Genomic DNA, 23,908 nt, shown 5'->3' with positions numbered 1-23,908 from the left:
TTTATGTCAGATCATCACCACGACCACGAGCATTGTCACGATCATGACCACACCCACAGCCATCCGCATACCCATGGGGATGAGCATGGGCATGAACACGACCATCCCCACGAACACGGAGACGGCCATGAACATAGTCACGGCCACGGCGGTGATCTGAATAAGCTCAAGACCCTGCTGCAGTATATGCTGGAGCACAACCGGGAGCACGCAGCTGAGCTGGGTGACTTGGCGCACAATCTCTACCACGCGGCTCAGCATGAATCCGCTGATGTCATTGATGATGCGGTGAAGGACTTTGAAAAGGGAACTGAAAAACTGGTCAAAGCCCTGGACCTGATTAAGGATGGTAAGTGATGTGTCTTTCCACGGCCTATGAACTTGGCGAGGGCGGTACGAGAAAACAGCTCTGTGAATATGTCAGTGTCATCAAGGTGGCGGGGGATACCATAACCCTCACGGACCTTATGGGCCAGGAGATCAGCGTTACGGGCGAGCTGGAAAGTGTGGACCTGGTAAAAAACGCCATCACCATACGGCCGGCGGTATTTTCAAGAGCCGCCGACGCATTTCCCGGCAAAACGGGGATGAAGAAGTACGAGATGATCCGAGAGATCTTCAATTCCTGCTCGGGAAACCAGATGCGGGATGTGGATGTTCAGGAGATCGAGACCGACGACGTAGACGCGTACCTTGCGCAGATTTACAAGGGAGAGCGTTTTACCAGCGACAGAACCGTGAAGAAAAACGGCGTGGTGGTGTTTGATATCGATGCATCCGGAATGGCCCAGCGGGTTTCGTTTACGGAAATAAGCTAGGAAAAAACGGAAACAGAAATGGGCAGTCGGCGGGAACGTTGGCTGCCTTTTTTTAAAACAAAGCGGCGGCGCTCATCTTGAGATAATCCCTTCCGTCGTACTCCGGAAAAGTAGCGCTTGCCTGTTCGACGAAGCTAGTCTTATCTTTGGACCTTAAGGCCAGTTCCTTTATTGTTTTAAGGTATGTTGCTTTTTCTGCGGCTACTTCTACCGTTGCGGGGATATCATGGGTAGTGAGGATAAGGCTGGGCTTTTTCTTTGTATAATCATTCATCTGCCCTATCATGGCGTCTATTTGTTCCGGGCTTTCCAGAATGTTATGAACCCTGTTGCCAACCATGTGGGTATAAACTGCGTTGATGGCGGGGATTTCAAGATCGAAACTTTCCTTGGTGTCCTTTACGACAAATTCAATATCGCCGATAGTTATCCTGCCAGCTTTAATAATATTTGTGATAGCCGGAATATACGGGTTTAGATGATTCCCAAAGGCCGCAGAAAAATTGTCGATCAGCGTCTTTATGGAACCGCCTTCGGATATTGATTTTTTGGTGGTCTCCGTTGCGTATGTCCGGCAGTAGATAAAGGCATTGCTCCCTCCGGGATGGTAGGCCATAATGAAATGGTTCAGGGGCTTGCCCAGGGAATTAACGTAATCCGCATATTCTGTCAGATTGTTCAGGAACATGGGTGATTCCAGGCCGATGAGTTCATGTTCGGTTTCAAAAAGATAACTTTCGTCACCAAAGGGATCCTTCGTATCATAGGCGTGAAGCCGTATTCCATCAAAATCGTAAATGCGTATCGTTCCGACGTGTAGATTTATCGTGGTGAAGGCCAGCGGGGCCTTTTGTCCTCCCATCATTTTTTTGTACTCCTCTAAGATGTAATGCAACAAATAACTGTTCAATAACAAAATACGGAATTCCTGAAAAAAAGTCAAACCTTGAATCGTACCACCGGCTGTCTCGCTGCTCTTGCTTCATCCGGACGTCCGATAACCGTGGTGAAGGGCGCTGCGTTGAAGCTTTCGGGATCGAGTTGGGCCTGATTGAAGAGGGAGATAAGGATGTCCGCCGCTTCGTCCAGGGTTTCCCGGGATTCCGTTTCGGTGGGTTCCACCATCAGAGCTTCGTGAACGATCAGGGGGAAGTATATTGTCGGCGGATGCATACCCTTGTCCTGAATCGCCTTGGCAAAGTCCAGCGCAGAAACGTTGTGGGATTTCTTCAATTCTTCCAAAGATAATACAAATTCGTGCATGCAAGGACCGCTGTAGGCTGCCGGGAGTTTTGTCTTAATGCGTTCCATCATGTAGTTGGCATTGAGTACCGCATTCCGCGCCACTTCGGGTATGTTTTCCTTTCCCAGGGTGAGGAGGTAAGCCGCCGCTTTTACTATTACCAGGAAATTACCGCAGAAGGCCCGCACCCTTCCTATGCTTTGGGGGCTTTCCGTTGCGCCGCCATCGAGGCCCGGGCCTGCAAGGGGCAGGAAGGGGACAAGGTTTTGTTTACATCCCACCGCCCCGGAACCGGGACCGCCGCCGCCGTGGGGGGTAGAAAAGGATTTGTGCAGGTTGAGGTGGACCGCATCGAAACCCATATCCCCGGGCCGGACTATACCCATGATTGCGTTGAGGTTTGCCCCATCGTAATAGTTAAGCCCCCCGGCCTCATGGATGATCCGGGTAATATCAAGTATATTGGGATCGAAGATGCCCACCGTATTAGGATTGGTGAGCATGAGCCCCGCGGTATCCGGTCCCACAGCATTTCTGAGGACCGTCAAATCCACGCATCCGTCACTCCCGGAAGCTATGTTCAATACCTGGAAGCCCGCCATGGCCGCACTGGCGGGGTTGGTGCCATGGGCGCTGTCGGGGATGATAATCTTGGTTCTCGCCGTATCGCCGCGGCTTTTGTGATACGCCTTGATTAAGAGGAGTCCCGTCAACTCTCCGTGGGCGCCGGCTGCAGGCTGAAAACTCATGGCGTCCATACCGGTAATTTCCCTCAGATATGCTGCGGCAATGTCCAGAACCTTAAGGCAGCCCTGTATGGTGTTAGCCGGCTGCAGAGGGTGGATATCGGTGAAGCCCGGAAGGCCCGCAAGTTCTTCGTTAATCTTGGGGTTATACTTCATGGTACAGGAACCCAGGGGATAAAAACCATCGTTCACCCCAAAGGAGCGTTTTGCAAGTTCGCTATAATGCCGGGAAATTTCGTTTTCGTCCAGGCTTGGAAGGGCTGCGGGGATTTTTCTTGCTACCCTGGATGACACGGTATGTTCCGGTACATCGCAGGGAGGGAGGATAGAACATCCTCGTCCTTGTTTGCTCTTTTCGAATATTAATTTCATAAGGCGCCTTCCTTCAGAATTTCTACCAGCTCATCTATTTCTTCTTTTGTGTTGAGTTCGGTGACGCACCAGAGGATACGTTTGTTTGACAGGGGATAACCGCCGAGTATGTCCCGTTTTTCCAATGCGGCAAGGGTTTTTCCCGCATCGGGACAGGCGGTGACAAATTCGTTAAAGAACTCGCCCTTGTACTCAAGGGAGAACCCCGGCAGTGCGGAAATTTGCTCCGCGGCGTATACCGCTTTGGAATGGCATTGAAGGCTAAGTTCCGCAAAGCCCTGCTCACCCATCACCGAAAGGTAAACCGCCGCAGTAAGGGCGCAATGGGCTTCGTTGGAACAGACGTTGCTCGAAGCCTTTTCCCGCCGGATGTGCTGTTCCCGGGCCTGGAGGGTGAGCACGAAGGCTCGTTCACCCTTTGTGTCCACGGTTTCGCCGACGATTCTGCCGGGGAGCCTGCGTAAATGGGGGGATTTACAGGCCATGAAGCCCAGGTAGGGGCCGCCGAATGCCAGGGGCATACCCAGGGGCTGGCCTTCGCCCACGGCAATATCGGCGCCGAGAACGCCGGGGCTTTCCAGCAGGCCGAGGGATATGGGATTAACTCCGGCTATGAGGAGAGATCCTGCGGCATGCACTATTTCTGCGCATCGCGGAGTGTCTTCAATAAGGCCGAAAAAATTTGGGTTCTGGAGGTAGAAGCAGGCGGCTGTTTTTGTCACGCCCATAAGTTTTTCCAGGGCGTTGAGATCGGTCTTGCCATCCTGGCCGACGGGCGTCAGGGTTACCGGTATGCCATAGCCTTCGCAGTAGGTCCGTATGGTTTCTATTACCTGGGGGTGGGCGGCGGCGGAAACATAGACAGACTGTCGATCCCTATCCCGGCACATATTCACCGCCTCTGCAGCGGCGCTGGCCCCGTCGTAAACCGAGGCGTTGGAGACATCCATGCCGGTGAGGCAGCAGATCATGGTCTGGTACTCAAATATCGACTGCAGTATGCCCTGGCTTATCTCCGCCTGATAGGGGGTGTAGGCGGTGATAAAAGTTTCATTGGAGACGATCCGTTTGACCGCCCCGGGGATATAGTGACGGTAAGCGCCGGCTCCCTGGAAGATTTTTTGGAAGACATGGTTTTCTCCAGCTATTGCCTTTAGTTTACGGGAGGTTTCCATTTCCGACATACCCGGAGGAAGGGAAAGTTCCCGGATCAGCATATTTTTTGGGATTGCAGCGAATAGTTCTTCCGTCGATTTGCGGCCCATGGCTGCGAGCATTTCTTTTTTGTCGGTTTCCGTATGCGGTATATAGGTACCCATGATTGCTCCTTAAGAAAGCTGGGCTTGGTATTCTTCTGCGGTGAGAAGTTTTCCCTCGGGGATTTTCCCTTCGGCACGGATGAGCCATGCGTCATAGGGTGATTTGTTTATCGAATCGGGGGCATCATTAAGGGCCGCGTTTATTTCTTTTACGGTTCCCGTGATGGGACTAAAAATTTCCGATACGATTTTTACCGATTCTATGTTGGCAAAGGAAGCATCCGCCTTTAGCGCGTCTCCGATCTGGGGGAGTTCGACATAGACGATATCCCCCAATTCCTTCTGCGCATAATCGGTAATTCCGATCTCGACGATTCCCCCGTCCAGATTCTTTACCCATTCATGGGACTTCGTATACTTAAGGTTCGCAGGAAAATTCATAGCATTTCTCCATTCATATTAATTTTGTCCCTTTTTATAAAAGGGAAGGGTACATATCTCCGCTTCAATGATTCTGTTTCGCACATCGACCCCAACAGGGGTTCCGGGTTTGGTGATTGAAGAATCCACCAACGCCATAGCATAGGCTTCCTTCAGAAAGGGGCAGAAGTTGCCCGAACTGGTCTTGCCTATCGTTTTACCCTGGTACAGGATAAGCGCTCCCTCCCTGGCTATGCCCCGCCCGGTTATCCTGAGCCCTACCCGGGTCCGGGGGGGCTTCTCTTTCCCGGTGAGGGCAGCCTTTCCGATAAAGTCCGGCTTGTCCATCCGTACCGCAGAAGAAAGGCCGGCCTCAAAGGGAGTAACGGTGTCATCCATTTCATGGCCGTAGAGGGGCATCGATGCCTCAAGCCGCAGGGTGTCCCGCGCTCCGAGGCCGCAGGGGATAAGCCCGTCATTCTTACCCGCTTCCAAAAGTTTATCCCACAGTTTTTCTGCATCCGCTGGTTTGCAGTAAAGCTCAAAACCGGTTTCGCCGGTATAGCCCGTCCGGGAGATGATACAGGGGATTCCCGCAGCTTCGCCGTTCTCAACCAGGGTATAGTATTTTTCCGGGATGGTTTTCGAGATGGCGCTGAGTATTAGCGGGGAAGCGGGGCCTTGAATGGCGATCTGGGCAAGGGTTTCGGAAATGTCCTCGAAGCTGGCGCTGCCTTCCAGGTGTCCCTTGATCCAGGCGGCGTCCTTGTCGCGGTTTGCGGCGTTAACCACGAGCAAGTAACGTTCCTCTTCCATCTTGCAGACCACCATGTCGTCGATGACTCCGCCGGATTCATTGCACATCGGAGTATAACGGACCCGGCCTTTTGTCATGTTTGTAAAGTCGTTGGTAAAGATACGTTGAAGATTGGAAAGTGCATCCTTGCCCCGGATGACAAATTCGCCCATGTGGGACACGTCGAAGAGACCCGCTTTTTCGCGGACCGCGTTATGCTCGGCGATTACCCCCGTTTCGTATTGTACCGGGAGAAGGTACCCCGCAAAGGGAACTATCCTGCCGCCGTGAGATTCGTGCCATTGGTAAAGGGGTGTTTTCTTTTCCAAATTGGCCCTCCTTCGGGAATATAAACGGGCCGCCCCAAAGGGCAAGCTGCGTCTCCCTGAACACCGGTTACGGTATCCAGGAATGCGCTCCGTTTATAACCTGAAAGATTCTCCCCCGGTTGATCGGAGAATTGCCTCTTCGGTGCGGGAATTATCCCGACTTTTCGGAGTTTCGTCAAAATCCGGTTCTTTTGCCTGAGAGTTTTACGCATTGCCCCTTCGGCGACAGAAACCCGGCCATAAAGCCTGTTTTCCGTTCTCTCCCGGATTCATCATTCGAACTTAATTTAAGTCTAATATAGTTTTAGGAAGAGATCAAGTGGTGGTTTTTTTAGTGAAAATCCCCCCACCGCTTGCCGGTTTCTACGCTGACCCGCAGGGGTATCCGTAATTTTACCGCTTTTTCCATCACCTCTTTGACCAATGCTGCGGCCTCCGGAGCGTCGGCCTTGGGGCATTCCAGGATGAGTTCGTCGTGGACCTGTAGGAGCAGTTTTGCTGTGCTCTTCTCTTTGGTAAGCCGCTTGTCCAGGTTGAGCATGGCGGTTTTGACAATGTCCGCCGCGGAACCCTGAATGGGGGTATTTACCGCTACCCGCTCGGCCCCGGCTTTTTCGGTTTTGTTCCGGGAATTGATCGCCGGGATGTAGCGGCGGCGGCCCAGGATGGTGGAGGCGTAACCGGTTTCCTCAGTTTTTCTGATGAGCTCGTCAATGAAGCTGCGGATCCCCGCGTAGGTTTTGAAGTAGGCTTCAATAAAAGAGGCCGCCTCGGTGCGGGAGATGTTCAATTCATTTGAAAGGCGGAAGGCGCTCATGCCGTACATGACCCCGAAGTTGATGGTCTTGGCTATGCGGCGCTGATCGCTTTGTACGTCCTTTTCGTCTATGCCGAAGATGAGGGCGGCGGTTCTGGCGTGGACGTCCTTACCCCCCTTGAAGGCGGCGATGAGGTTTTCGTCCTGGGAAAGGTGGGCCAGTACCACCAGTTCTATCTGGCTGTAGTCCGCGGAGATGAGGACGCAGCCTGGTTTGGCGATAAAGGCTTCCCGGATGCGGCGGCCTTCCTCGTCCCGAATGGGGATGTTCTGGAGGTTGGGTTCCCGGCTGGAAAGGCGGCCCGTGGCGGTACCGGTCTGCACAAAATTAGTGTGGAGCCGGCCTTCCTTGTCCGCAATGTCCGCAAGGGCATCCACGTAGGTGGACTTGAGTTTCGCCAGGGTGCGGTGGCGGAGAATCTTGGCGGGCACCGGGTCCTCCCGGGCAAGCTCCTCCAGAACCGACACGTCGGTGGAGTAGCCGGTCTTGGTCTTCTTCCCCGGCTTGAGTTTCCGCTCCGTAAAGAGCACATCCTGAAGCTGCTTGGGGGACGCCAGGTTGAATTCGTGGCCCACCAGTTTGTAGGTGTCCGCCTGTATTTGATCCAGTTCCGTTGATAGTTCTACCCCGAAGTCCCGGAGGACCTTGGGTTCAATCTTGATACCCAGTCCTTCCATCTCGGCAAGGATGGGGAGCAGGGGCATTTCCAGGTCCCGGAAGAGGCCCAGGGAACCGGATTTTTCGAGGCGCTGTTCCAGGAAGGCCTTGGCACGGAGGGTAAGATCCGCATCCTCTGCGGAGTACCGGGTTGCGGTTTCCAGGGGAACCTGATCGAAGGTTCCGCCCTTTGGAACGATGCTGTTGTAGGCAACGGGGGTATGGCCGAAATGGTAGCTGGCCAGGGAATCCAGGGAATAGTTGTTCCGCTCCGGATCGTCCACCCAGGCTGCAACCATGGTGTCCCAAATCTTGCACTTCCACCGGGGGAGTCCCCAGCCGCGGCTTACCTTGTAATCATACTTAGCGTTGTGGGCGGCTACGGTCATAGCCGGGTCCGCCAGCAGGAGAGCCAAGGCCTCCCGGACTATGGCGGGATCAATGAAGGGTGCGGGGGTTCCGGCGTCAGAGCCATCCGCCGCCGTTCCCTGGTGGGCAGCCACGGGGATGTAGTAGGCTTCCTTGGGTTTCAGGGCCAGGGATATGCCGATGGGGTGGGCATTCCAGGCGTCCAGGGAATCGGTTTCAAAGTCCAGGGCGATGAGGCTTTGTTGACGGGCTTTTATCAGGAGGGCTTCGAACTCGGCAAAGTCCAGGATGGTTTTGTAGGCGCCGTCCCCCAGGAGGGCCGGATCCACAGGGCTTTGGTCGGGCCGCTGACCGCCGTAGACTGGACTTGAAACTCCATCGGCAGCCGAACCGTTGTCTGCAGCGTTGTCCCCGGTTGCGCTTGTCCCATCGTTCCCGGCCTTCTTGGCGGACGGGTCCAGGACCGCCGCTAATTGCCGTATCCCCTCCCGGAGCAGGACCTGCGCGGCAGCGGGGCGGTCCAGGGTTTCCACGCTTAGCTCGTCCAGGGCGCTGATCGAAAGGGGCGCTTCGTAGCTTAGGGTTATCAGCGATTTGGCCAGATAGGCGCTTTCCTTGCCGGCGGCGAGTTTTTTGCCTACCGCGCCTTCAATGCCGGCAAGGTTTTTGTAGATCTCATCCAGGGAACCGTAGCGGGCCATGAGTTTAACCGCGGTTACATCACCCACGCCCTTAACTCCGGGGACATTGTCCGAGGTGTCGCCGGTGAGGGAGAGGAGGTCCAGGACCCGGTCCGGGTTTACACCCCACTCAAGCTTAACTTCTTCCACGCCTACCAACTCGTAGGACAGGCCGCCCTTGACGGTGTTGGTCCCACCGCCGGACCCCGCTTCCCCGGCCTTTGCCGCCTTGGTAGGGCGCAGTTGGTAGGTACCGTTACCTACCAGTTGGAGCAGGTCCTTGTCCGAGGAAAGGACGTAGCACTGCCGTCCTTCTTCCTGGCATTTTTTTGCCAGGGTAGCGATGATATCGTCCGCTTCGAAGCCCGGGGCCTTGAGGGCCGGGACCTTGAGGGCGTTGAGGACTTCTTCCACCAGGGGAACCTGGGTGTGGAGATCATCCGGGGCTTTCTGCCGGGTGGCTTTATATTCGGGGTATTGTTTATGCCGGAATGTGGGGGTGGGGGAGTCGAACACCACCGCCAGCCGCCTGGGCCTTTGGGGTGTGGGGAGGATCTTCCCCGATGCGTCGGCTGCGGCAGCGCCCTCGTCCAGGAGACTCACCAGGGTACGGGCAAAGCCGAAAAGGGCGGATACGTTCTGGCCCCGGCTGTTCCGCAGGGGGCGGTTCAGGAAGGCAAAGTAGGAGCGGTAGATAAGCCCGTAGGCGTCGATTAGGTAGAGGGGTTCTTTCATAGCTTTATCATAAAGGATGCGGCAGCTTCGGTAAAGCGTGGCAGCGGAGTCATGGGATTTGACAAATCGCAAGTCTCGGGTTACTCTATTTAAGCAGTTCCTTAAATTGGCCGGGAGGTATGAGAAAAACTGGTAATATACTCTCTGTAATTATCGACTTTGGACTTGTTATGGAGGAATAATAATATGGAAGAACTGGTCGAAGAAGCTGCTCAGGTAGTTTCAAATCTGGGCGTATTGTCACTACTGCCGATCGCCGTAATTTTTGTGGTAAGCATCATCACTAAACGAAGCCTCTTGGGAATGTTTTGCGGTGTGGTAACCGGTTGTATCATCGTGGCGGCAAGTACCGCCGCGCCGTTTACCGGTGTCTTTTTTGAGTATTTGCAGGGAACACTGGGTAACGGAGATTACCAGTGGCTGACCACGGTGGTGCTGTTGTTCGGTATTATGATTGCCCTGTTCGAAGAATCGGGCGCCATAACCGAGTTCGGCCGCTGGGCAAGCAAATTTATCAAGTCAAAAAGACAAGCGCTGGTGGGTACCTTCTTGTTTGGGTTGATAGTCTTTGTGGATGACTATCTTTCCAACCTCGCCGTGGGCGCCACGATGCGCAAAATTACCGACAAACACAAAATTCCCCGAACACAGCTTGCCTATATTGTGTTGATCATGGCGGGGCCGATAAGTCAGCTCATACCAATATCGTCCTGGACGGCGGCGTATGTCACCATTTTTGAAGAACAGGGTGTTTTGTATAACGGCAGCGCCATGACTGCTTTTCTCCGCAGCATACCCTTTATTTTTTATGCCTGGGTTGTGCTTATCGTTTGTCTGTTGCAGATACTCGGCGTGCTGCCAAAACTGGGCATGATAAAACGTGATTCTAAACGCGCCGAAGAAAAGGGTGAATTATTTCCCCTGGGCGGCGCCGCCATAAGCGACAGCGATATTGAAAGGGAGATACAAAAAACGCAGGAGGAAGAAGCGGCGAAGGGCGGCAAAAAAGCATACCCCTTTAACTTTCTCATTCCAATTTTAGTGACCGTGGTGGTAACCTTATTAAACGAAGTTGATATTTTGATGGGCGCCTTCTGGGGCACTATTTGTGCGTTGATTCTCTATATTGTTGAGCGTAAGCTGACGTTCTACAAATCAATGGACGCCTGTTTCCATGGTGTTCTCAATATGGGGTATTGCCTTATATTATTCGTACTCGCCTTTACGGTGAATGCGATAAACGAAGTCACCGGTATGCCCGGCTTTGTCATTGCCTGTGTTGAGCCGATACTGAGCGGATCCCTACTCCCCCTAACGGTGTTTGTGGTGTGCGCGGCTTACGGTTACTTTACCGGCGCCTGTTGGGACCTGGCGATGATCATCATGCCGATTGTGGTGCCCCTGGCGCTTGCTATCGGTATTGATCCGATTATTGCGGGGCGGCGGTTTTTTCGGGTTCCCTCTTTGGCAATGTGTTCTGCCCCTACAGCGATGGTGTGATCCTTACGTCCCAGGCGTGTCAAATACGCCCTATCGACACCATGTTTGCCATAGCGCCCTATATGCTTATCGCCGGGCTTATCACGGCGATACTGTATCTCATAACCGGCATCATCGTTGCGTAAGGAAAATTTATGAGCGATACTAATTCACTGGCGCGGCTTTTGGAAACCCTTGATAATGTGTTTGGGGTGACGGGCAATGAGGAAGAAGTTGCCGGGGCGTTAAAAAATGAGATGGCGGGATTTTTTGATGATTACTATGCCGACCCCCTGGGGAATCAGTATTATATCCGTAAGGGTACGGCAAGCGATAAACGGGTAATGTTTGCCGCCCACATGGACGAAATCGGTTTTATTATCAAATACATTGACGATGATGGATTTGCCCGCATCTTTCCTGTGGGTTACCACGATGATAAAATGGTGGTAAACCAGGATCTGGTGTTTAACACGGCATCCGGCAAAAAAGTGTACGGCGTAACCGGCGCAAAACCATTCCATATGATGAGTGAGGATGAGTTGCATTCCCCGCTTAAGATACAAGATCTGTTTGTGGACTTTGGCGTTCAAAGCGCCGCCGAAGCCCGCGCTTTAGGCCTTGAGATAGGCGACTTAGGCGGCTATTCGCGCAGGGGCTTTTTTCTGAACGGTACGGATTATTACAGCGGCAAGGCGGTGGACGATCGTTCCGGGCTTGCGGTTCTGGTGGAAGTTATGCGGCGTTTAAAAGACGAGCCGCTGCTGCCGACCATCTGCATGGCAGGAACGACCCAGGAAGAAATCGGTATGCACGGCGGTGGACCGGCGGCGCGCAGTTTTAAACCGGAACTATTTTTTGCGGTGGACGTAACGCTTACCGGCGGCAGTCCCGGCATTGAATGGCGGGACTCTTCGCAAAAAATGGGCGGCGGTATCTGCGTTAAATATTATGACTGGGATCCGAATGTAAGCTGCGGTAATACGGTGCCCCGCCATCTTACCAACAGAATGATCGAGCTTGCAAAAAAACACCATATACCCTTCCAACGCGAGGTTATGATGGGCGGCGGCACCGATGCTTGGCCTGCCTCGCTTGCGGACAGCGGTGTTCTTGCGGGCGGCATATCTATTCCCAGCCGTTACATACACACCGCGGTGGGTACCGTAAAGCTAAGCGATCTGGAGCATTGTGTAAATTATATCATTGCCTACTTAAAAGATTACCAATCACTCTAATGAAACATGGACTAACCCTTCACGTTAAGGATGTAGGGATATGAAATTAAATATTGATACCCGGCGTACCATAGGTAAAAGAGATAAAATGATTTATGGGCATTTTATTGAACATTTTCATCGTCAGATATACGGCGGCATTTTTGATCCTGGAAATCCTTTGTCAGATCGGGATGGGTTTCGCCTTGATGTCATTGAAGCTATGCGAAAAATAAAAGTACCAATTTTGCGCTGGCCGGGCGGATGTTTTGTATCTGCTCATCATTGGAAAGATGCGGTAGGACCGGAACGGAAGCCGTCTTTTGACAAGGCTTGGCGGGTTGAAGAACCGAATACCTTCGGAACCGATGAGTATATTGCATTCTGCCGCAAGGTTGGTTGTGAACCTTATATTTGTACCAATGCTGGGACCGGTAACGCAGAAGAGATGAGTGATTGGGTTGAGTATTGCAATCTTTCAAATGAAGGGCCTTATGCAAAGCAGCGTATATCAAACGGTCACCGAGACCCATATAAAGTACGGTACTGGAGTATAGGTAATGAAAATTACGGTGGCTGGGAAATCGGTGCAAAGTCTGCGGAAGAATGGGGGAGGCTTGTAACCGAATCGGCAAAGATGATGCTGCGGGTAGATCCGCAGACTGAGCTTTCCGCCGCAGCCTTGGCGGATCTTGATTGGAATATTAATCTGCTCCGGAATTGTGGGGATCGTATTAACTGGATTTCCATTCATGACTATTGGGATGCAATTCACCAGACAAATGATTATGCAGACTACGAGCAAAGCATAGCGTATACAAACCACTTAGACGATAAAATTGTCAAGGTCCAGGGAATTCTGAATGCTATGGGCTTGCAGAATAAAATACGCATTGCCTTTGATGAATGGAACCTTCGGGGATGGTATCATCCGAATATTCATACGGTAAAACAGGGACTTACTACGGCGGATTATCTCACCCCACGGGATCTGAATGATGAAAATTGCCGTTACACCATGGCTGATGCGGTATTCACCGCCTGTTTTCTCAACATGTGCAATCGAAATTGTACTGTGGTGGGAATGGCAAATTTTGCCCCTGTGGTAAATACCCGCGGCTGCATATTTACCCACAAGGATGGAATAGTTCTACGTTCAACTTACCATGTTTTTGATCTTTATGTTAATAATCTTGGAGAAACCGTACTGGATACCTATGTGGAAAATATGCCTCAGATTCAGGTCCGGGAAAAAACGGGTGGGACAGTTGGAATGGATGCCCTTGACATCATTACTACTTTAGATACCCATGAAGGATGTATAGTAGTGGCAGCGGTCAATAAGGACCCCCATAGGGCATGGGATTTGGAACTTGAATGGGTAGGCCCCTTTGTTTCATCCGTGTATACCATCCAAACGCTTATGGGGACAGGCACTGAATCATATAATGATATCAATCATGTTGACGCCGAACCCGGGAAACCAGTTACTGTTAATTATAATCCCGGTACGGTTATATCGTTACCTGCTCACTCGGTCAATATTATACGATTTGCCAATCCGGTAAATAAGAACTGAATCCCGTGAAAAATCTTTGGGCAGCGTATTACTGAACTAACCCTTCACGTCTATCATCATCGGGGCGGCGGTATCGGCATAGATGGACTGGCGGGCGGCGTAGGGGTTTCCCCGGAGACTCTTAATCTCCGTACGGATCTCCGTCATCCGCTTGGCGAGCAGGTCCTTGTTCCGGGTGGTGTTGACCGTTGCTTCCCGTTTGAGTCGCTCCACGGCGGCTTTAAGGCCGGAGACTTCGGTTTCCCCCTCCGTGTTGGTCCCTGGCTGGGCTGTAACGGTGCGGTACATATCTTCCAGGGGATCTATGACCTTCTGTATATTGAAAATGTCGGTTACGATGTGTTCTTCCAGTTCTACGTGGGAAAGGAGCGCTTCGGTATCGCCTTTTTCGATGATATCCTGCTGCTTGTCCAGAACATTGAGGTATTCCTGAAAGCGATCCCTCTGGGCCCGGAGCATTTCCCGAAAGCGTTTGAGGATGGCGACCCGCCGGTTGATTTCTTCTGCAGGTAAAACCCCGGCCATACCTTGCGCCTTAGCCGGTAATATTGAGACCCACGGCGGGATGACCTATCCCTTCCATGGAATTTTTAGTGATAATTTCGCTCCAGGCGCTCCGGAGGTCGTTCAGCATATTGCGGACCGAGGAGATACGCTGGGGGTCATGGTTGATATTGGCCGCCAGGAGTTCCTGGTTAAACCATGTATAGAGGGAAAAAAGGTTTTTGGCGATGTCCCCGCCCTGGTCGAAATCCAAAGAAGCCATCAATTCGGTGACAATTTCCTGGGTTTTCAGGATGGATTTGCTGATCTGTTCAATTCTGCCGGGGTTCTTCTTCCCCCCGGCGTTCCGTTCCAGCAGCTCAAGACCATGATCCAACTGTTTTACCGCCTCATTGTAAAGCATGATGATAAGCTGTCCCTGGCTCGCGGTCTTGATGCGGGTCTCTGTGTAAGCGAATATTTGATTCGATTTTGCCAAAATGGTCCCCTCTGTCTAACCGGGATTCGGGTGTTTTAAATCCGCTTCCGGGTATTCCTTTTTTTATCGGAATATTTTAAGTAATATTAAGGGTTTTTTAAAATTATTTCCAGACCGAGATACACCCAGGGGATAAAAATTGCCGGAATCAGGTTGGCCACCCGGATTTCCTTAACTCCGAGAAAATTAAAGCCAATGGCCGCCACCAGGAGGTTCCCCACGGCGGACATTTCCCGGATAATGTCGGGACTCAGGAAATCCTTGACCGCCATGGATGCCAGGGCTATCCCTGCCTGATAGACCAGTACCGGGATGGCGGAAAAAACCACCCCTATGCCCATGGAGGCGCCGAAAACCAGGGAAATAGAGCCGTCCAGGATAGACTTGGCAAAGAGGGTTTCGTGGTTGCCCTGGAGGCCGCTCTGCATGGAGCCCACGATGGCCATAGAACCGGTACAGAAGAGTATGCTGGCGGTAACAAAGCCTTTGGAAAAGGTACCCCCGCGCATATTCAATTTCCGCTCTGTCCAGTCCCCAAAGCGGTTCATCAGCCTATCGATATTGATAAACTCCCCGATAACCGCCCCGATGACCATGCTCATGATCAAAAGGAGGACCCGCTGGTTATCCATGGCGCCCCGGATCCCCACATACATAATAGAAAGACCGATGGCCTTTTTGATAATCTCCTCAAACCGCTCCGGAATACCCCGGATAAGGAAGCACCCGGCTAGGGCGCATACCACGATTGTTATCGCATTAACCACCGGTCCTAACATTGGTATTCCTTAGGGCAGATCGTTTCCCGCCGCCAGATAGAGCTCGTACCATTCCTCTTTGGAAAGGGTGATATCCGCCGCTTTGATGCAATCCTTGATACGATTCACATTCCAGGTTCCGGTGACGGGTTGGATTTTGGCGGGATGCCGGAGTATCCATGCCAGGGCTATGGTGGTATTGGTTACTTCGTATTTTTTGGCGATCTTATCAATCTTGGTGTTCAGTTTTGCATATTCGCTGTCCCCCAGGAAGACCCCGCCGAAGAAGCCCTTCTGGAAGGGAGACCAGGCCTGGATGGTGATATCCTTGAGGCGGCAGAAGTCCAGAATGCCCCCATCCCGGTTTATCGCTGTATCATCGCCCATATTTACATGGAGGCCCGACGAGATCATGGAGGCGTGGGCAAGGCTGAACTGGAGCTGGTTAGCCACGATGGGCTGTTTCACGAATTTCTGCAGGAGCTGAATTTGCGTGGGGTTCTGGTTAGATACCCCAAAATTCCGAACTTTACCGGTGGTATGAAGTATCCCGAAAGCTTCGGCCACTTCTTCAGGATCAACCAGGAGATCCGGGCGGTGGAGCAGCAGCACGTCGAGGTAATCGGTTTTAAGCCGCTTTAGGATTCCATCCACAGACTTGAGGATATGGTTCTTGGAAAAATCAAAGGCGACTCCCCTACGGATTCCGCATTTGCTCTGAAGAATGATTTTTTCCCTGACCGAGGCGTTCATGCCGATTGCCTCTGCAAAGATCTTTTCGCATTTGCCGTCCTGGTAGACGTCCGCATGGTCAAAGAAGTTGGCCCCCTTATCCAGGGCTGTTTTAATCAGCTTTTCGGCATCCTTTTTTTCAACGGAATCGATGCGCATACAGCCAATAGCAATAACCGGTACTTGTAAACCGGAGGTACCCAAGTTGATGGTTCTCATGGTATTATGCTCCTTAAATAGAATGATAGAATAATACAGGGTACGTTGACCATAAACAATAGGGAGGGAGAGCGTGTATGGCAGAGGGAAAGGGTGAAACCCAAGGGGATGAAACCCCAGGAAAACAGTCGCCCCTTGTTTCAATGGTTACGATAATGGCCAGTCCGATCCTGCGGGGGCCGGGGATACAATGTATCCGGTCGATTTTTTTGAATTTTTTCTTTCTCCAGTATAAGGCTGTCCTTTTTCCGGGGCGCATCCCCGTTACTTCGGTGGACCATCCCCTGGACGCAAAGATCCCCTTTATCCCCCGGTGGGTCAATATTTACCTGGACTTTGTCGCCTTCTGGATACGTATCCTGGGCTTTCTTCTAAAACACTACGGCCGCCGTGCCCTTAAGCCTGTAAAGGATTTTCTTAATTCCATGAACCGGCTCTACCAATTCTCCGCAGAAGTCTATTCCAAAAACATGTCCACCACCCGCCGGCCCTATTATATAGCCCGCCCCCGGTTTTTCCTGATCCACCTTACGGATCCCCACCTTATGTGTATACCCAGCCTCCATGTGATGGTGATGATCCTGAGCTATACCCGCTTCCGGGACATCCTCCGCTCCTTCGGTGACGAGGAAGCCCTGGCCGGCCGGATTGACGAGATAAATTCCGGGGCCGCCCTGATCACCGAGGCTATCCTCTATGTGAAGCAGCACAGCGTAAACTGTGTAGCCGCCGCCATGTACGCCATGAGCCGCTTCGATCCCGCTATGTTCCCGCCGGAGGAGGCGGAGGTATTTGTCGCCCGGCTTTTTACACCACGAACTGCGTTACCCGGATTAGCCCAGGAGGATGGGGCGATCATCAGGGACCATATCATCACCCTATACCGCCGTTTTATGGCCGACAGCAGCGATCCCGGAGAGCCCTGGGAGGCGCCTCTGATACGGTTTCTGGAAAAAAACGCTTGCCGGATAGACAAAAAAGTATAATGCTTAGATTAAGGAAGTGAATATGCGCCGGATAGCATTGGTTTGTCTTTTTCCCCTGGTTTGTTTCTTCGTTGCGGCCCAAAATTTGGAAGATTTTGAGTATGATTTTGAACTGTACGATGACCAGGCGGAACCTGAAACAGAAATGGTTGAAGAACCCTCCCAGGTATCCTCCGGTAGGAGTTCCGGGGATTTTGGTTTTGTTATTCATGGAGATAGGGTAACCATTACCGCTTATTCCGGAGATGCTGCGGAAATTGTCATCCCCGCAGAGATCCAGGGTATGCCGGTTACTGCCATCGGATACAAGGCCTTTGCCGACAACCAGCTTATTGGTGTAGAAATTCCCGGCACCGTTACGGCGATTTTGTATAAGGCCTTTGAAAATAACCGGCTCGCCTGGGTAATACTCGGCGAAGGGCTTACGGTCATCAGGGACTCCGCCTTTGCCAACAACCAACTCGGCGGGGTACTCATTCCCGACAGCGTTACGGTTATTGGGGATCACGCCTTTGAAAACAACCGGATTACCAATGTGATTTTCGGTAAGCGCATAGATGAAATCGGCAGCCTGGCCTTTGCGGGTAACCGGCTCCGGAGTGTGATTATTCCTGACAGTATTAATTCCCTGGGGGATGATGTCTTTGGGGATACGCCCCTGCGGTACGCCTACAGCGGAATGGTTATGCACAGTCAGAGGGCGCTTGAGGCGGAACTGGGGAAACGGCCACTGGTGGGGAAGTTTCTGGGGCCATAGCAGCGGCTTCAAAGTCCTCCCAGAGCCGGTCCCGCAGGGGCGGGGTTGCGGTAACCTGGATAAATTCATCGGGAAGCTTTGCGGAAGAACCGGGCGCGGGGAAGCGCAGTGATCGTGCGTGGAGGCGTATACCACCGGCCTTTTCACTGCGCCGGGCGCCGTACTTGAGATCCCCCTTGATGTGGAGTCCCAGTGCGGCCAGTTGAGCCCGGATCTGGTGGTGACGGCCGGTGACCAGTTCTATCTCCATAAAAAGATAATTGGTTCCCTTTCCGATAATCCGATACCGGAGTATGGCTTGTTTGCGCGGGGAGCTTCGTTGCGAGCCCTCCGGCGCTTTTTCGGCAAAGGCGATGCTTTTGTTCTGGCGAGTATCCATCTCAAGCCAGTGGACCAGTTCCCCGGCCGGCGCCAGGGTCAGGTCTGGGGGCGGCATCTCCACAATGGCCCAGTAGTATTTCTGCACCCGGTCGGCGGTGAATGCGGCGTTGAGAAAAGACAGGGCCTTAGGGGTACGGGCGAAGAGGGCGCAGCCTGAGACCGGGACATCAAGCCGCTGTACCGCCGTAAAGGAGCCGCCGAATTGCTTCGTTAGAATTTGGGGCAGGTCCGCCATCCCCTTAGCGGCGCCTTCGGCGGCTTCTCCGGGCAGTTTGTTTATCACCATGCACTGATCGTTTGAGTAGATAATTCGCTCTTCGTTTATTTTGTTGTCCATATCACTCCATAAGTCCATAACGGATCTTTTCATATATAATGCGGGCCGCTGCTTCCTCAAGCCGTTCCCGTTTAAGGCGGCCATCCCCCAGGGCGCGCAGGATGGCCCGGTGGACCCGTCCCAGGCTCCGCGGCCAGGTCATCACCATATCTACCCCGGCGTTCAGGGCTTCGATTACCGCATCCTCTTCCCGCAGGCCGGCGGCGCTTATGGCCCCCATGGAAAAGTCATCCCCCAGGACTATGCCCCGGAAACCCAGGTTTTCCCGGAGCCATACCGATACTACCGCCCTGGAACGGCTGGCATTTACCCCATCATCCCAGGCGTTTACCAGCACATGGGAAACCATGATACCTGCGGGCTGCTCCTTTGCAATAAGCTCCACAAAGGGCAGGACCATTTTGTCCAGGGTTTCCCTATCATCTCTTAGCACCGAAGCTGCCTGGTGGGGGTCTGTCCCGGAATTACCGGGGAAGTGTTTTACCACGCAGGCCACCCCGGCGGAACCCATACCCCGAACAAAGGCAGCGGCGGCGGCTTCCACAAAGGCGGTGTCGGAACCGTAGGAGCGATCCTCCAGGAAGGCTGCGTTTTCGCTGTTCAGTATTTCTGCCACGGGCGCAAGGTTCAGATTTATTCCCAGGGCGCGGATTTCAGTGCCCGAGCGGACGGCATCTTTTTCAATAGCCCGGAGCGCGGCGTCCCGCCCGTTTTTCTGCGCCAGCTCCCAATAGGAAAGGGGCGGGGGCAGCCGCTCCACTCCGGCGACGAAGCGGTGTACAATGCCCCCCTCATGATCCACCGCCATGAAGGGAGGTATCATTACTTCCATATCGGTATGCTCAAAGGCGCTTGTCGCCGCCAAGTCCGATACGGTTTTGAGAAAACCGGGAATACGCCCCTTCTCCATATTGAGGTTCATTTTAAAAAGCATGACCCCCCCGGGAGAAATATCCCGAAGCAGGGACCTCATGGCCTCCCCCAGGGTTCCGTTCCCGTCCAGCCCCGTAAGCAGAACCTGGCCTGCCAAAGTACGGTCGTCCATGGCCGCCGCAATCCGCCCGGCCCGTACACGGAGCGGATCAGCCCCTTCCGGGAGGGTCTCTTCGGCGGTACATAGGGGGAGGCTGATCAGCAGGAGAAAAGCCATGGGGTACAATAGGGAACGCATAGGGGTACTGTAACGGAATCCGGGACTTTTTCCTATGGCGTATTTTGTTCCCGGGGCGTATAGTTACCCCATGTCCCTGAACTGGAAGGAAATCAATCTAATTCTCGCCGAACTGGATCTGCGGGGGTATCAGATACAGAAGGCGGTACAGAGTACCTACGATGTGTTAAGCCTGCAGCTTTACGGAAAGGGCGGGGCCAAGAATATCCTCATCGCCCTTAGTCCTGGGGCTTGCCGTATCCACGAAACCTTCCGGGGTACCCCGAAAAGCGATAGGCCCCTGCGGTTTGCGGAATTTCTCAAGTCCCGGATTGTGAACGGCTGGATTGAGGAGGCGGGACAACTGGGGGATAACCGTATTGTCCGGCTCCTGATCCGGCAGGGGAAGAACTATTTCCGGCTCTATGCCCGGCTCTGGTCCAATGCCGCCAATGTGGTGGTTACCGATGAAGGCGGGTTGATACTGGACGCTATGCGGCGGCTCCCCAAGCGGGGGGAAGTTACCGGCGGACACTATACGCCGGAGGCTGAAACACCCGGCGGAAAGCCCGGGCGGGAGCATGTAGTTCGGGAATACGAAATCCGGGAATTTGAGCCGGGAACTCCGGCAGGAATTGAGCCCGGCGCTTCGTTTAACGAAAAGATAGACGCTTTTTATGCTGAACACGGGGGCGCCCTGTCCCTGGAAGCGCTTAGGGAACAGGCCCGGCGGAATTTTGAGGGGCGTATGGGCAGGCTGAAGGCTTCCCTGGAACGTCTTAGGGAGAAGGCGGGGGATTTTGGGGCGGCGGACAGGCTGAAAGAGTACGGGGATATCATCATGGCTAACCTGGGCGCCATTAAGACCGGGGACTCCTGGTTGGAGGCGGATAATTTTTACACCGGGGAAACGATACGGATCAAGCTGGAGCCACGCAAAAGCCCCGCCGCCCAGGGGGAGCTCTACTACGAGCAGTACCGTAAGGCAAAAAACGGCCTTGCGGATGTACAGGAAGAGATTGCCGCCGGGGAAAAGGAACTTACTGCCCTGGAGGAGACCCTGGACAGGCTGCTGGAAGAGACAAACCCCCTGGCGCTGCACCGGCTGCTCAAGAATCGGGGGGAGAAACCTCCGGCAAAGGCGGACAGTAAACGTCCGGGGCTTTCCTTCCGGCGCAAGGACTGGCTTATCATCGTGGGCAGGGACGCATCGGAGAATGACGAGCTCCTCCGCAGGCACGTTAAGGGGAACGATCTTTGGCTCCATGCCCGGGATTATCCCGGTTCCTATGTGTTTATCAAACAACGATCCGGGAAGACGGTCCCCTTAGATATACTTCTGGACGCGGGGAACCTTGCCATCTTTTATTCCAAGGGCCGTAACAACGGCGAGGGGGATCTTTTCTATACGCCGGTAAAATTTCTCAGGCGGGCGAAGAACGGGCCCAAGGGACTGGTGATACCGACCCAAGAAAAAAACCTTCATGTGAAGGTAGAAGAGTTTCGATTGAAAGAACTGGAGCAGTGCCGAATAGAAAAATAATGCAGTCTTTTCCTTGCAGATCAAGGGCGAGAGACCTAGAATTATTATATGGGCGTTCTAACCGCATTCCACAAAGTTAAAGGCCGTTCTCCGGTAGTATCGGGATTATTTTATCCCGATGACCGGGCGGAGATGGGAACCCGAATCCGCGCCCTTGGGTTGAAACGCGGTGTTGGAGGCAGGGCTTCGGCGATTATTGCTCCCCACGGGGCCTGGGATTTTTCCGGGTCCGTTGCGGCAACCGCGTTTTCAGCCGCCGCCGGCAGGGCCAATGAGGTATCCCGGGTGGTTATCCTGGGAAATGTTCACCGCATGGAGGAACCGGGGGTCTTTTTTTCGGATTCCCATTATTTTGACACCCCCCTTGGGAGGCTGCCGGTGGATATGGAACTCTCCGAATCCCTGGCATCCTGTAGTACCCTCTTCGAAGTCAACGATATTCCCCATCTGCAGGAAATCGCGGTGGAGGTTCTGCTCCCCCTGACACAGTTTTGTTTTCCCGGCGCGGCAATCGTCCCTATCCTTATGGGAGGCGCCCAGCCCTGGCTGATATCGGCCCTGGCCCGGGCGCTGCGGATAATCCTGGAACCCATTATGGACAGTACCCTTTTGGTGGTTTCCGCCAATGTTTCCATACATGATGATGAAAAGGCAGCCCGTTTAGGCGCCGAAACCTGTATTCAACTGCTGGAAGAAAATAGGATAGGTGATTTTATTTCCGGCATATACGATGGCCGGATAAGTTCCTGCGGGGCCTCCTTGATAGCATCCCTTTTAGAAAGCGGCCTAATGGCCGACAAACCGGCGCGTCTTGTGACAGGCCCCCTGGTAAGCGCCCGGGGAGAATTGGGGGATACCACCTACTACGCCGGTATTGCCTTTGAAAGTATTTGTATTTAGTCCGCCGTAGTTCCCCCGTCCACCGGGAAGGCCACGCCGTTGATAAACGTTGCCTCGTTAGAAGCGAGGAAGAGCGCTGCGTTGGCTACGTCTGCGGCAGTGGCGAGCCGGCCCAGGGGAACCTCCCCCAGCCGTTCCGCTTTACGGTCCGGGTTCTTGAAGAGCTCCTGCATCAGCGGGGTATCCACCGTGCTGGGATGGATGGAGTTACAGCGTATATTATCCTTGGCATAGCGCACCGCGATAGTCTTGGTGAGCAGCGTTACTGCGCCTTTGGTTACCGTGTAAGCTTCGGTGGTGTACCGGTGTCCGATTAGTCCGCAGACCGAGGACATGTTGATGATAGAGCCGCCTCCGGCCTTCCGGAGCACCGGAATGAAATGCTTGGTCCCCAGAAACGGACCCTTCACATTTACTGCCAACATCTTGTCGAAATTTTCCGCCGCCATGGTTTCCACCGGTTCCCGGATATTGATCCCCGCATTGTTCACCAGGATATCGAGCCCCCCGGCAATCTTCTGCACCTCCCCAGAGGCGGCGATCCAGCTCTGTTCGCTGGTAACATCCAGGGTGATGAAGTGGGCCTTGCCGCCCTTGCTGTCTATTTCGGCTGCCGACTTGGCCCCCGCGTCGGCTTGCAGGTCGGCGATAAATACCTCGGCGCCTTCTTCGGCGAAACGGCTGGCAATGGCAAAACCCAGGCCCTGGGCCGCTCCGGTGATGAGGGCCCTTTTATGTTCAAGTTTTTTACTCATTTCCGTACTTCCTGTTTGGCGAGCTGTTCATAGAATCGGACAATGGCGCTGTGATCGCTTTTGGCGTAACCATCGTTTTTCAGGCTCTGGAGCGTTTCCATCACCTCTGCGGTAAGGGGGACCGGCACACCAAGATTGTGGGCCGTATCCAGGGCGTTCTGCAGATCCTTGATATGCAGTTCAATCCGGAACCCGGGTTTGAAGTTGCCATCCAGGATCATGGGAACCTTGGCGTTCATAACCGTTGACCCTGCGAGTCCCCCCTTAATGGCGTCAAAGACCGCCTGGGGATTTACCCCGGCCTTGGCGGCAAGCACGAAGGCTTCGGAAACCGCAGCAATATTGAGGGCTACGATGATCTGATTGGCCAGCTTGGTAACATTACCGCTGCCGATATCCCCCACCAGAGTAACCGAGGACCCCATTTTTTCCAGCACCGGCTTAACCCGCTCAAAGGCCCCCGGATTGCCCCCAACCATAATCGCCAGGGTGCCGTCAATCGCCTTGGGTTCGCCGCCGGAAACCGGGGCGTCCAAAAAGTCCGCTCCCTTTGCCTTAAGGGCTGCGCCGACTTCCTGTGACACCGCCGGGGCGATGGAACTCATATCCACCACGATGGTTCCCGCCTTAATTCCTTCAATAACGCCCCCCGGCCCGAGGATCACTTCCCTTACCTCCGGGGAATTGGGCAGCATGGTGACTATCACATCGCTCTTGGCGGCAATATCCTTACCGGAGACGGCCCCCTCCGCACCCAAACCGCTGAGTTCGCTGAATTTTGCGGATTTGGAACTTACCACGAGTTTGTACCCGGCCTTGATAAGGTTTTTAGCCATGGGACCGCCCATGATACCCAGTCCTATAAATCCAATGGTCATATTGTCCTCCGTA

At 53.5% G+C, this 23,908-nt stretch carries 24 protein-coding genes and 1 riboswitch; of the genes, 10 read left to right on the top strand and 14 right to left on the bottom strand.

Annotation, left to right across the window (positions count from 1 at the left end; translation table 11 throughout):
- The first annotated feature begins 3 nt into the window (after positions 1-3).
- Positions 4-357, top strand: coding sequence for a cobalt transporter (locus TPRIMZ1_RS20540; protein WP_157784233.1), 354 nt, complete (start codon positions 4-6; stop codon positions 355-357).
- Positions 357-818 (top strand): CooT family nickel-binding protein, encoded by a 462-nt coding sequence (locus TPRIMZ1_RS19820; protein WP_010260343.1) that lies wholly within the window; start codon positions 357-359, stop codon positions 816-818. Before TPRIMZ1_RS20540 ends, TPRIMZ1_RS19820 begins: the two co-directional genes overlap by 1 nt.
- 52 nt (positions 819-870) lie before the next feature.
- Here the strand turns inward: TPRIMZ1_RS19820 and TPRIMZ1_RS0112735 are convergent, their stop codons facing one another.
- From TPRIMZ1_RS0112735 to polA, 6 genes are all read right to left on the bottom strand, one after another.
- Positions 871-1,683 carry a hypothetical protein gene (locus tag TPRIMZ1_RS0112735; RefSeq protein ID WP_010260341.1) on the bottom strand — a complete coding sequence of 271 codons (813 nt, stop codon included), beginning with the start codon at positions 1,681-1,683 and terminating at the stop codon, positions 871-873.
- Between the two features lie 74 nt (positions 1,684-1,757).
- On the bottom strand, positions 1,758-3,179 hold the full coding sequence (gene gcvPB, locus TPRIMZ1_RS0112730) for an aminomethyl-transferring glycine dehydrogenase subunit GcvPB (RefSeq protein ID WP_010260338.1): 1,422 nt from the start codon (positions 3,177-3,179) through the stop codon (positions 1,758-1,760).
- Positions 3,176-4,498, bottom strand: a complete 1,323-nt coding sequence (gene gcvPA / locus TPRIMZ1_RS0112725) for an aminomethyl-transferring glycine dehydrogenase subunit GcvPA (protein WP_010260335.1) — start codon at positions 4,496-4,498, stop codon at positions 3,176-3,178. Before gcvPA ends, gcvPB begins: the two co-directional genes overlap by 4 nt.
- A gap of 9 nt (positions 4,499-4,507) precedes the next feature.
- Positions 4,508-4,879, bottom strand: a complete 372-nt coding sequence (gcvH, locus tag TPRIMZ1_RS0112720; protein ID WP_010260333.1) for a glycine cleavage system protein GcvH — start codon at positions 4,877-4,879, stop codon at positions 4,508-4,510.
- 18 nt (positions 4,880-4,897) lie between these two features.
- Positions 4,898-5,983: a glycine cleavage system aminomethyltransferase GcvT gene (gcvT, locus tag TPRIMZ1_RS0112715; protein WP_010260330.1), complete on the bottom strand. Its 1,086-nt coding sequence runs from the start codon at positions 5,981-5,983 to the stop codon at positions 4,898-4,900.
- Positions 5,984-6,156: 173 nt separating this feature from the next.
- Positions 6,157-6,259, bottom strand: a riboswitch (glycine riboswitch).
- A 55-nt stretch (positions 6,260-6,314) separates the two neighbouring features.
- The gene (gene polA, locus TPRIMZ1_RS0112705) at positions 6,315-9,242 is read right to left on the bottom strand and encodes a DNA polymerase I (RefSeq protein WP_010260327.1); all 2,928 of its coding nucleotides are present in this window, start codon (positions 9,240-9,242) and stop codon (positions 6,315-6,317) included.
- Positions 9,243-9,428: 186 nt separating this feature from the next.
- On the opposite strand from polA, the gene TPRIMZ1_RS0112700 reads away from it, so the two are divergent.
- The 4 genes from TPRIMZ1_RS0112700 to TPRIMZ1_RS0112685 are packed head-to-tail and all read left to right on the top strand — an operon-like array spanning position 9,429 to position 13,517.
- A complete protein-coding gene (locus tag TPRIMZ1_RS0112700; RefSeq protein WP_010260323.1) occupies positions 9,429-10,742 on the top strand; it encodes a Na+/H+ antiporter NhaC family protein in 1,314 nt (437 codons plus the stop codon).
- Positions 10,739-10,867, top strand: coding sequence for a hypothetical protein (locus tag TPRIMZ1_RS21005; RefSeq protein WP_269775817.1), 129 nt, complete (start codon positions 10,739-10,741; stop codon positions 10,865-10,867). The genes TPRIMZ1_RS0112700 and TPRIMZ1_RS21005 overlap by 4 nt, the downstream gene beginning before the upstream one ends.
- Positions 10,868-10,876: 9 nt before the next feature.
- Positions 10,877-11,959 carry a M42 family metallopeptidase gene (locus TPRIMZ1_RS0112690; RefSeq protein WP_010260311.1) on the top strand — a complete coding sequence of 361 codons (1,083 nt, stop codon included), beginning with the start codon at positions 10,877-10,879 and terminating at the stop codon, positions 11,957-11,959.
- 40 nt (positions 11,960-11,999) lie between these two features.
- Positions 12,000-13,517 (top strand): alpha-L-arabinofuranosidase C-terminal domain-containing protein, encoded by a 1,518-nt coding sequence (locus TPRIMZ1_RS0112685; protein WP_010260307.1) that lies wholly within the window; start codon positions 12,000-12,002, stop codon positions 13,515-13,517.
- 36 nt (positions 13,518-13,553) lie between these two features.
- On the opposite strand, the gene flgN is transcribed toward TPRIMZ1_RS0112685, so the two are convergent.
- The 4 genes from flgN to TPRIMZ1_RS0112665 all read right to left on the bottom strand — a co-directional run bounded on the left by flgN (position 13,554) and on the right by TPRIMZ1_RS0112665 (position 16,208).
- Positions 13,554-14,042: a flagellar export chaperone FlgN gene (gene flgN / locus TPRIMZ1_RS0112680; protein WP_010260304.1), complete on the bottom strand. Its 489-nt coding sequence runs from the start codon at positions 14,040-14,042 to the stop codon at positions 13,554-13,556.
- Positions 14,043-14,052: 10 nt separating this feature from the next.
- Positions 14,053-14,499 carry a flagellar export chaperone FliS gene (fliS, locus tag TPRIMZ1_RS0112675; protein WP_010260301.1) on the bottom strand — a complete coding sequence of 149 codons (447 nt, stop codon included), beginning with the start codon at positions 14,497-14,499 and terminating at the stop codon, positions 14,053-14,055.
- Between the two features lie 86 nt (positions 14,500-14,585).
- Positions 14,586-15,278: a DUF554 domain-containing protein gene (locus TPRIMZ1_RS0112670; RefSeq protein ID WP_010260298.1), complete on the bottom strand. Its 693-nt coding sequence runs from the start codon at positions 15,276-15,278 to the stop codon at positions 14,586-14,588.
- Positions 15,279-15,287: 9 nt separating this feature from the next.
- The gene (locus TPRIMZ1_RS0112665) at positions 15,288-16,208 is read right to left on the bottom strand and encodes an aldo/keto reductase (RefSeq protein ID WP_010260295.1); all 921 of its coding nucleotides are present in this window, start codon (positions 16,206-16,208) and stop codon (positions 15,288-15,290) included.
- A gap of 77 nt (positions 16,209-16,285) precedes the next feature.
- On the opposite strand from TPRIMZ1_RS0112665, the gene TPRIMZ1_RS19815 reads away from it, so the two are divergent.
- Complete coding sequence (locus TPRIMZ1_RS19815) at positions 16,286-17,194, top strand: hypothetical protein (RefSeq protein ID WP_010260288.1); 909 nt, start codon at positions 16,286-16,288, stop codon at positions 17,192-17,194.
- A 22-nt stretch (positions 17,195-17,216) separates the two neighbouring features.
- Complete coding sequence (locus TPRIMZ1_RS19810) at positions 17,217-17,951, top strand: leucine-rich repeat domain-containing protein (protein ID WP_010260285.1); 735 nt, start codon at positions 17,217-17,219, stop codon at positions 17,949-17,951.
- Here TPRIMZ1_RS19810 and TPRIMZ1_RS18975 read toward each other — a convergent pair.
- Together TPRIMZ1_RS18975 and TPRIMZ1_RS0112645 are read right to left on the bottom strand one after the other, a co-directional pair.
- Complete coding sequence (locus tag TPRIMZ1_RS18975; protein ID WP_051004316.1) at positions 17,878-18,669, bottom strand: RluA family pseudouridine synthase; 792 nt, start codon at positions 18,667-18,669, stop codon at positions 17,878-17,880. The genes TPRIMZ1_RS19810 and TPRIMZ1_RS18975 overlap by 74 nt on opposite strands.
- A 1-nt stretch (position 18,670) precedes the next feature.
- The gene (locus tag TPRIMZ1_RS0112645) at positions 18,671-19,840 is read right to left on the bottom strand and encodes a glycoside hydrolase family 3 N-terminal domain-containing protein (protein WP_010260280.1); all 1,170 of its coding nucleotides are present in this window, start codon (positions 19,838-19,840) and stop codon (positions 18,671-18,673) included.
- Between the two features lie 34 nt (positions 19,841-19,874).
- Here TPRIMZ1_RS0112645 and TPRIMZ1_RS0112640 point away from each other — a divergent pair, with 34 nt between their 5' ends.
- Positions 19,875-21,362 (top strand): NFACT RNA binding domain-containing protein, encoded by a 1,488-nt coding sequence (locus TPRIMZ1_RS0112640; RefSeq protein ID WP_010260277.1) that lies wholly within the window; start codon positions 19,875-19,877, stop codon positions 21,360-21,362.
- A 48-nt stretch (positions 21,363-21,410) separates the two neighbouring features.
- Positions 21,411-22,262: an AmmeMemoRadiSam system protein B gene (gene amrB / locus TPRIMZ1_RS0112635; RefSeq protein ID WP_010260274.1), complete on the top strand. Its 852-nt coding sequence runs from the start codon at positions 21,411-21,413 to the stop codon at positions 22,260-22,262.
- On the opposite strand, the gene TPRIMZ1_RS0112630 is transcribed toward amrB, so the two are convergent.
- Positions 22,259-23,017, bottom strand: coding sequence for an SDR family NAD(P)-dependent oxidoreductase (locus TPRIMZ1_RS0112630; RefSeq protein ID WP_010260271.1), 759 nt, complete (start codon positions 23,015-23,017; stop codon positions 22,259-22,261). The two genes, amrB and TPRIMZ1_RS0112630, sit on opposite strands and share 4 nt — an antisense overlap.
- Positions 23,014-23,895: a 2-hydroxy-3-oxopropionate reductase gene (gene garR, locus TPRIMZ1_RS0112625; protein WP_010260268.1), complete on the bottom strand. Its 882-nt coding sequence runs from the start codon at positions 23,893-23,895 to the stop codon at positions 23,014-23,016. The genes TPRIMZ1_RS0112630 and garR overlap by 4 nt, the downstream gene beginning before the upstream one ends.
- Between the last annotated feature and the right edge of the window lie 13 nt (positions 23,896-23,908).

This window comes from Treponema primitia ZAS-1 (assembly GCF_000297095.1).
In the GTDB taxonomy this organism is placed as follows: Bacteria; Spirochaetota; Spirochaetia; order Treponematales; family Breznakiellaceae; genus Termitinema; species Termitinema primitia_A.
Note: the sequence above shows the minus strand (reverse complement) of the source record. Positions and strands in the feature narration are given on the sequence as shown.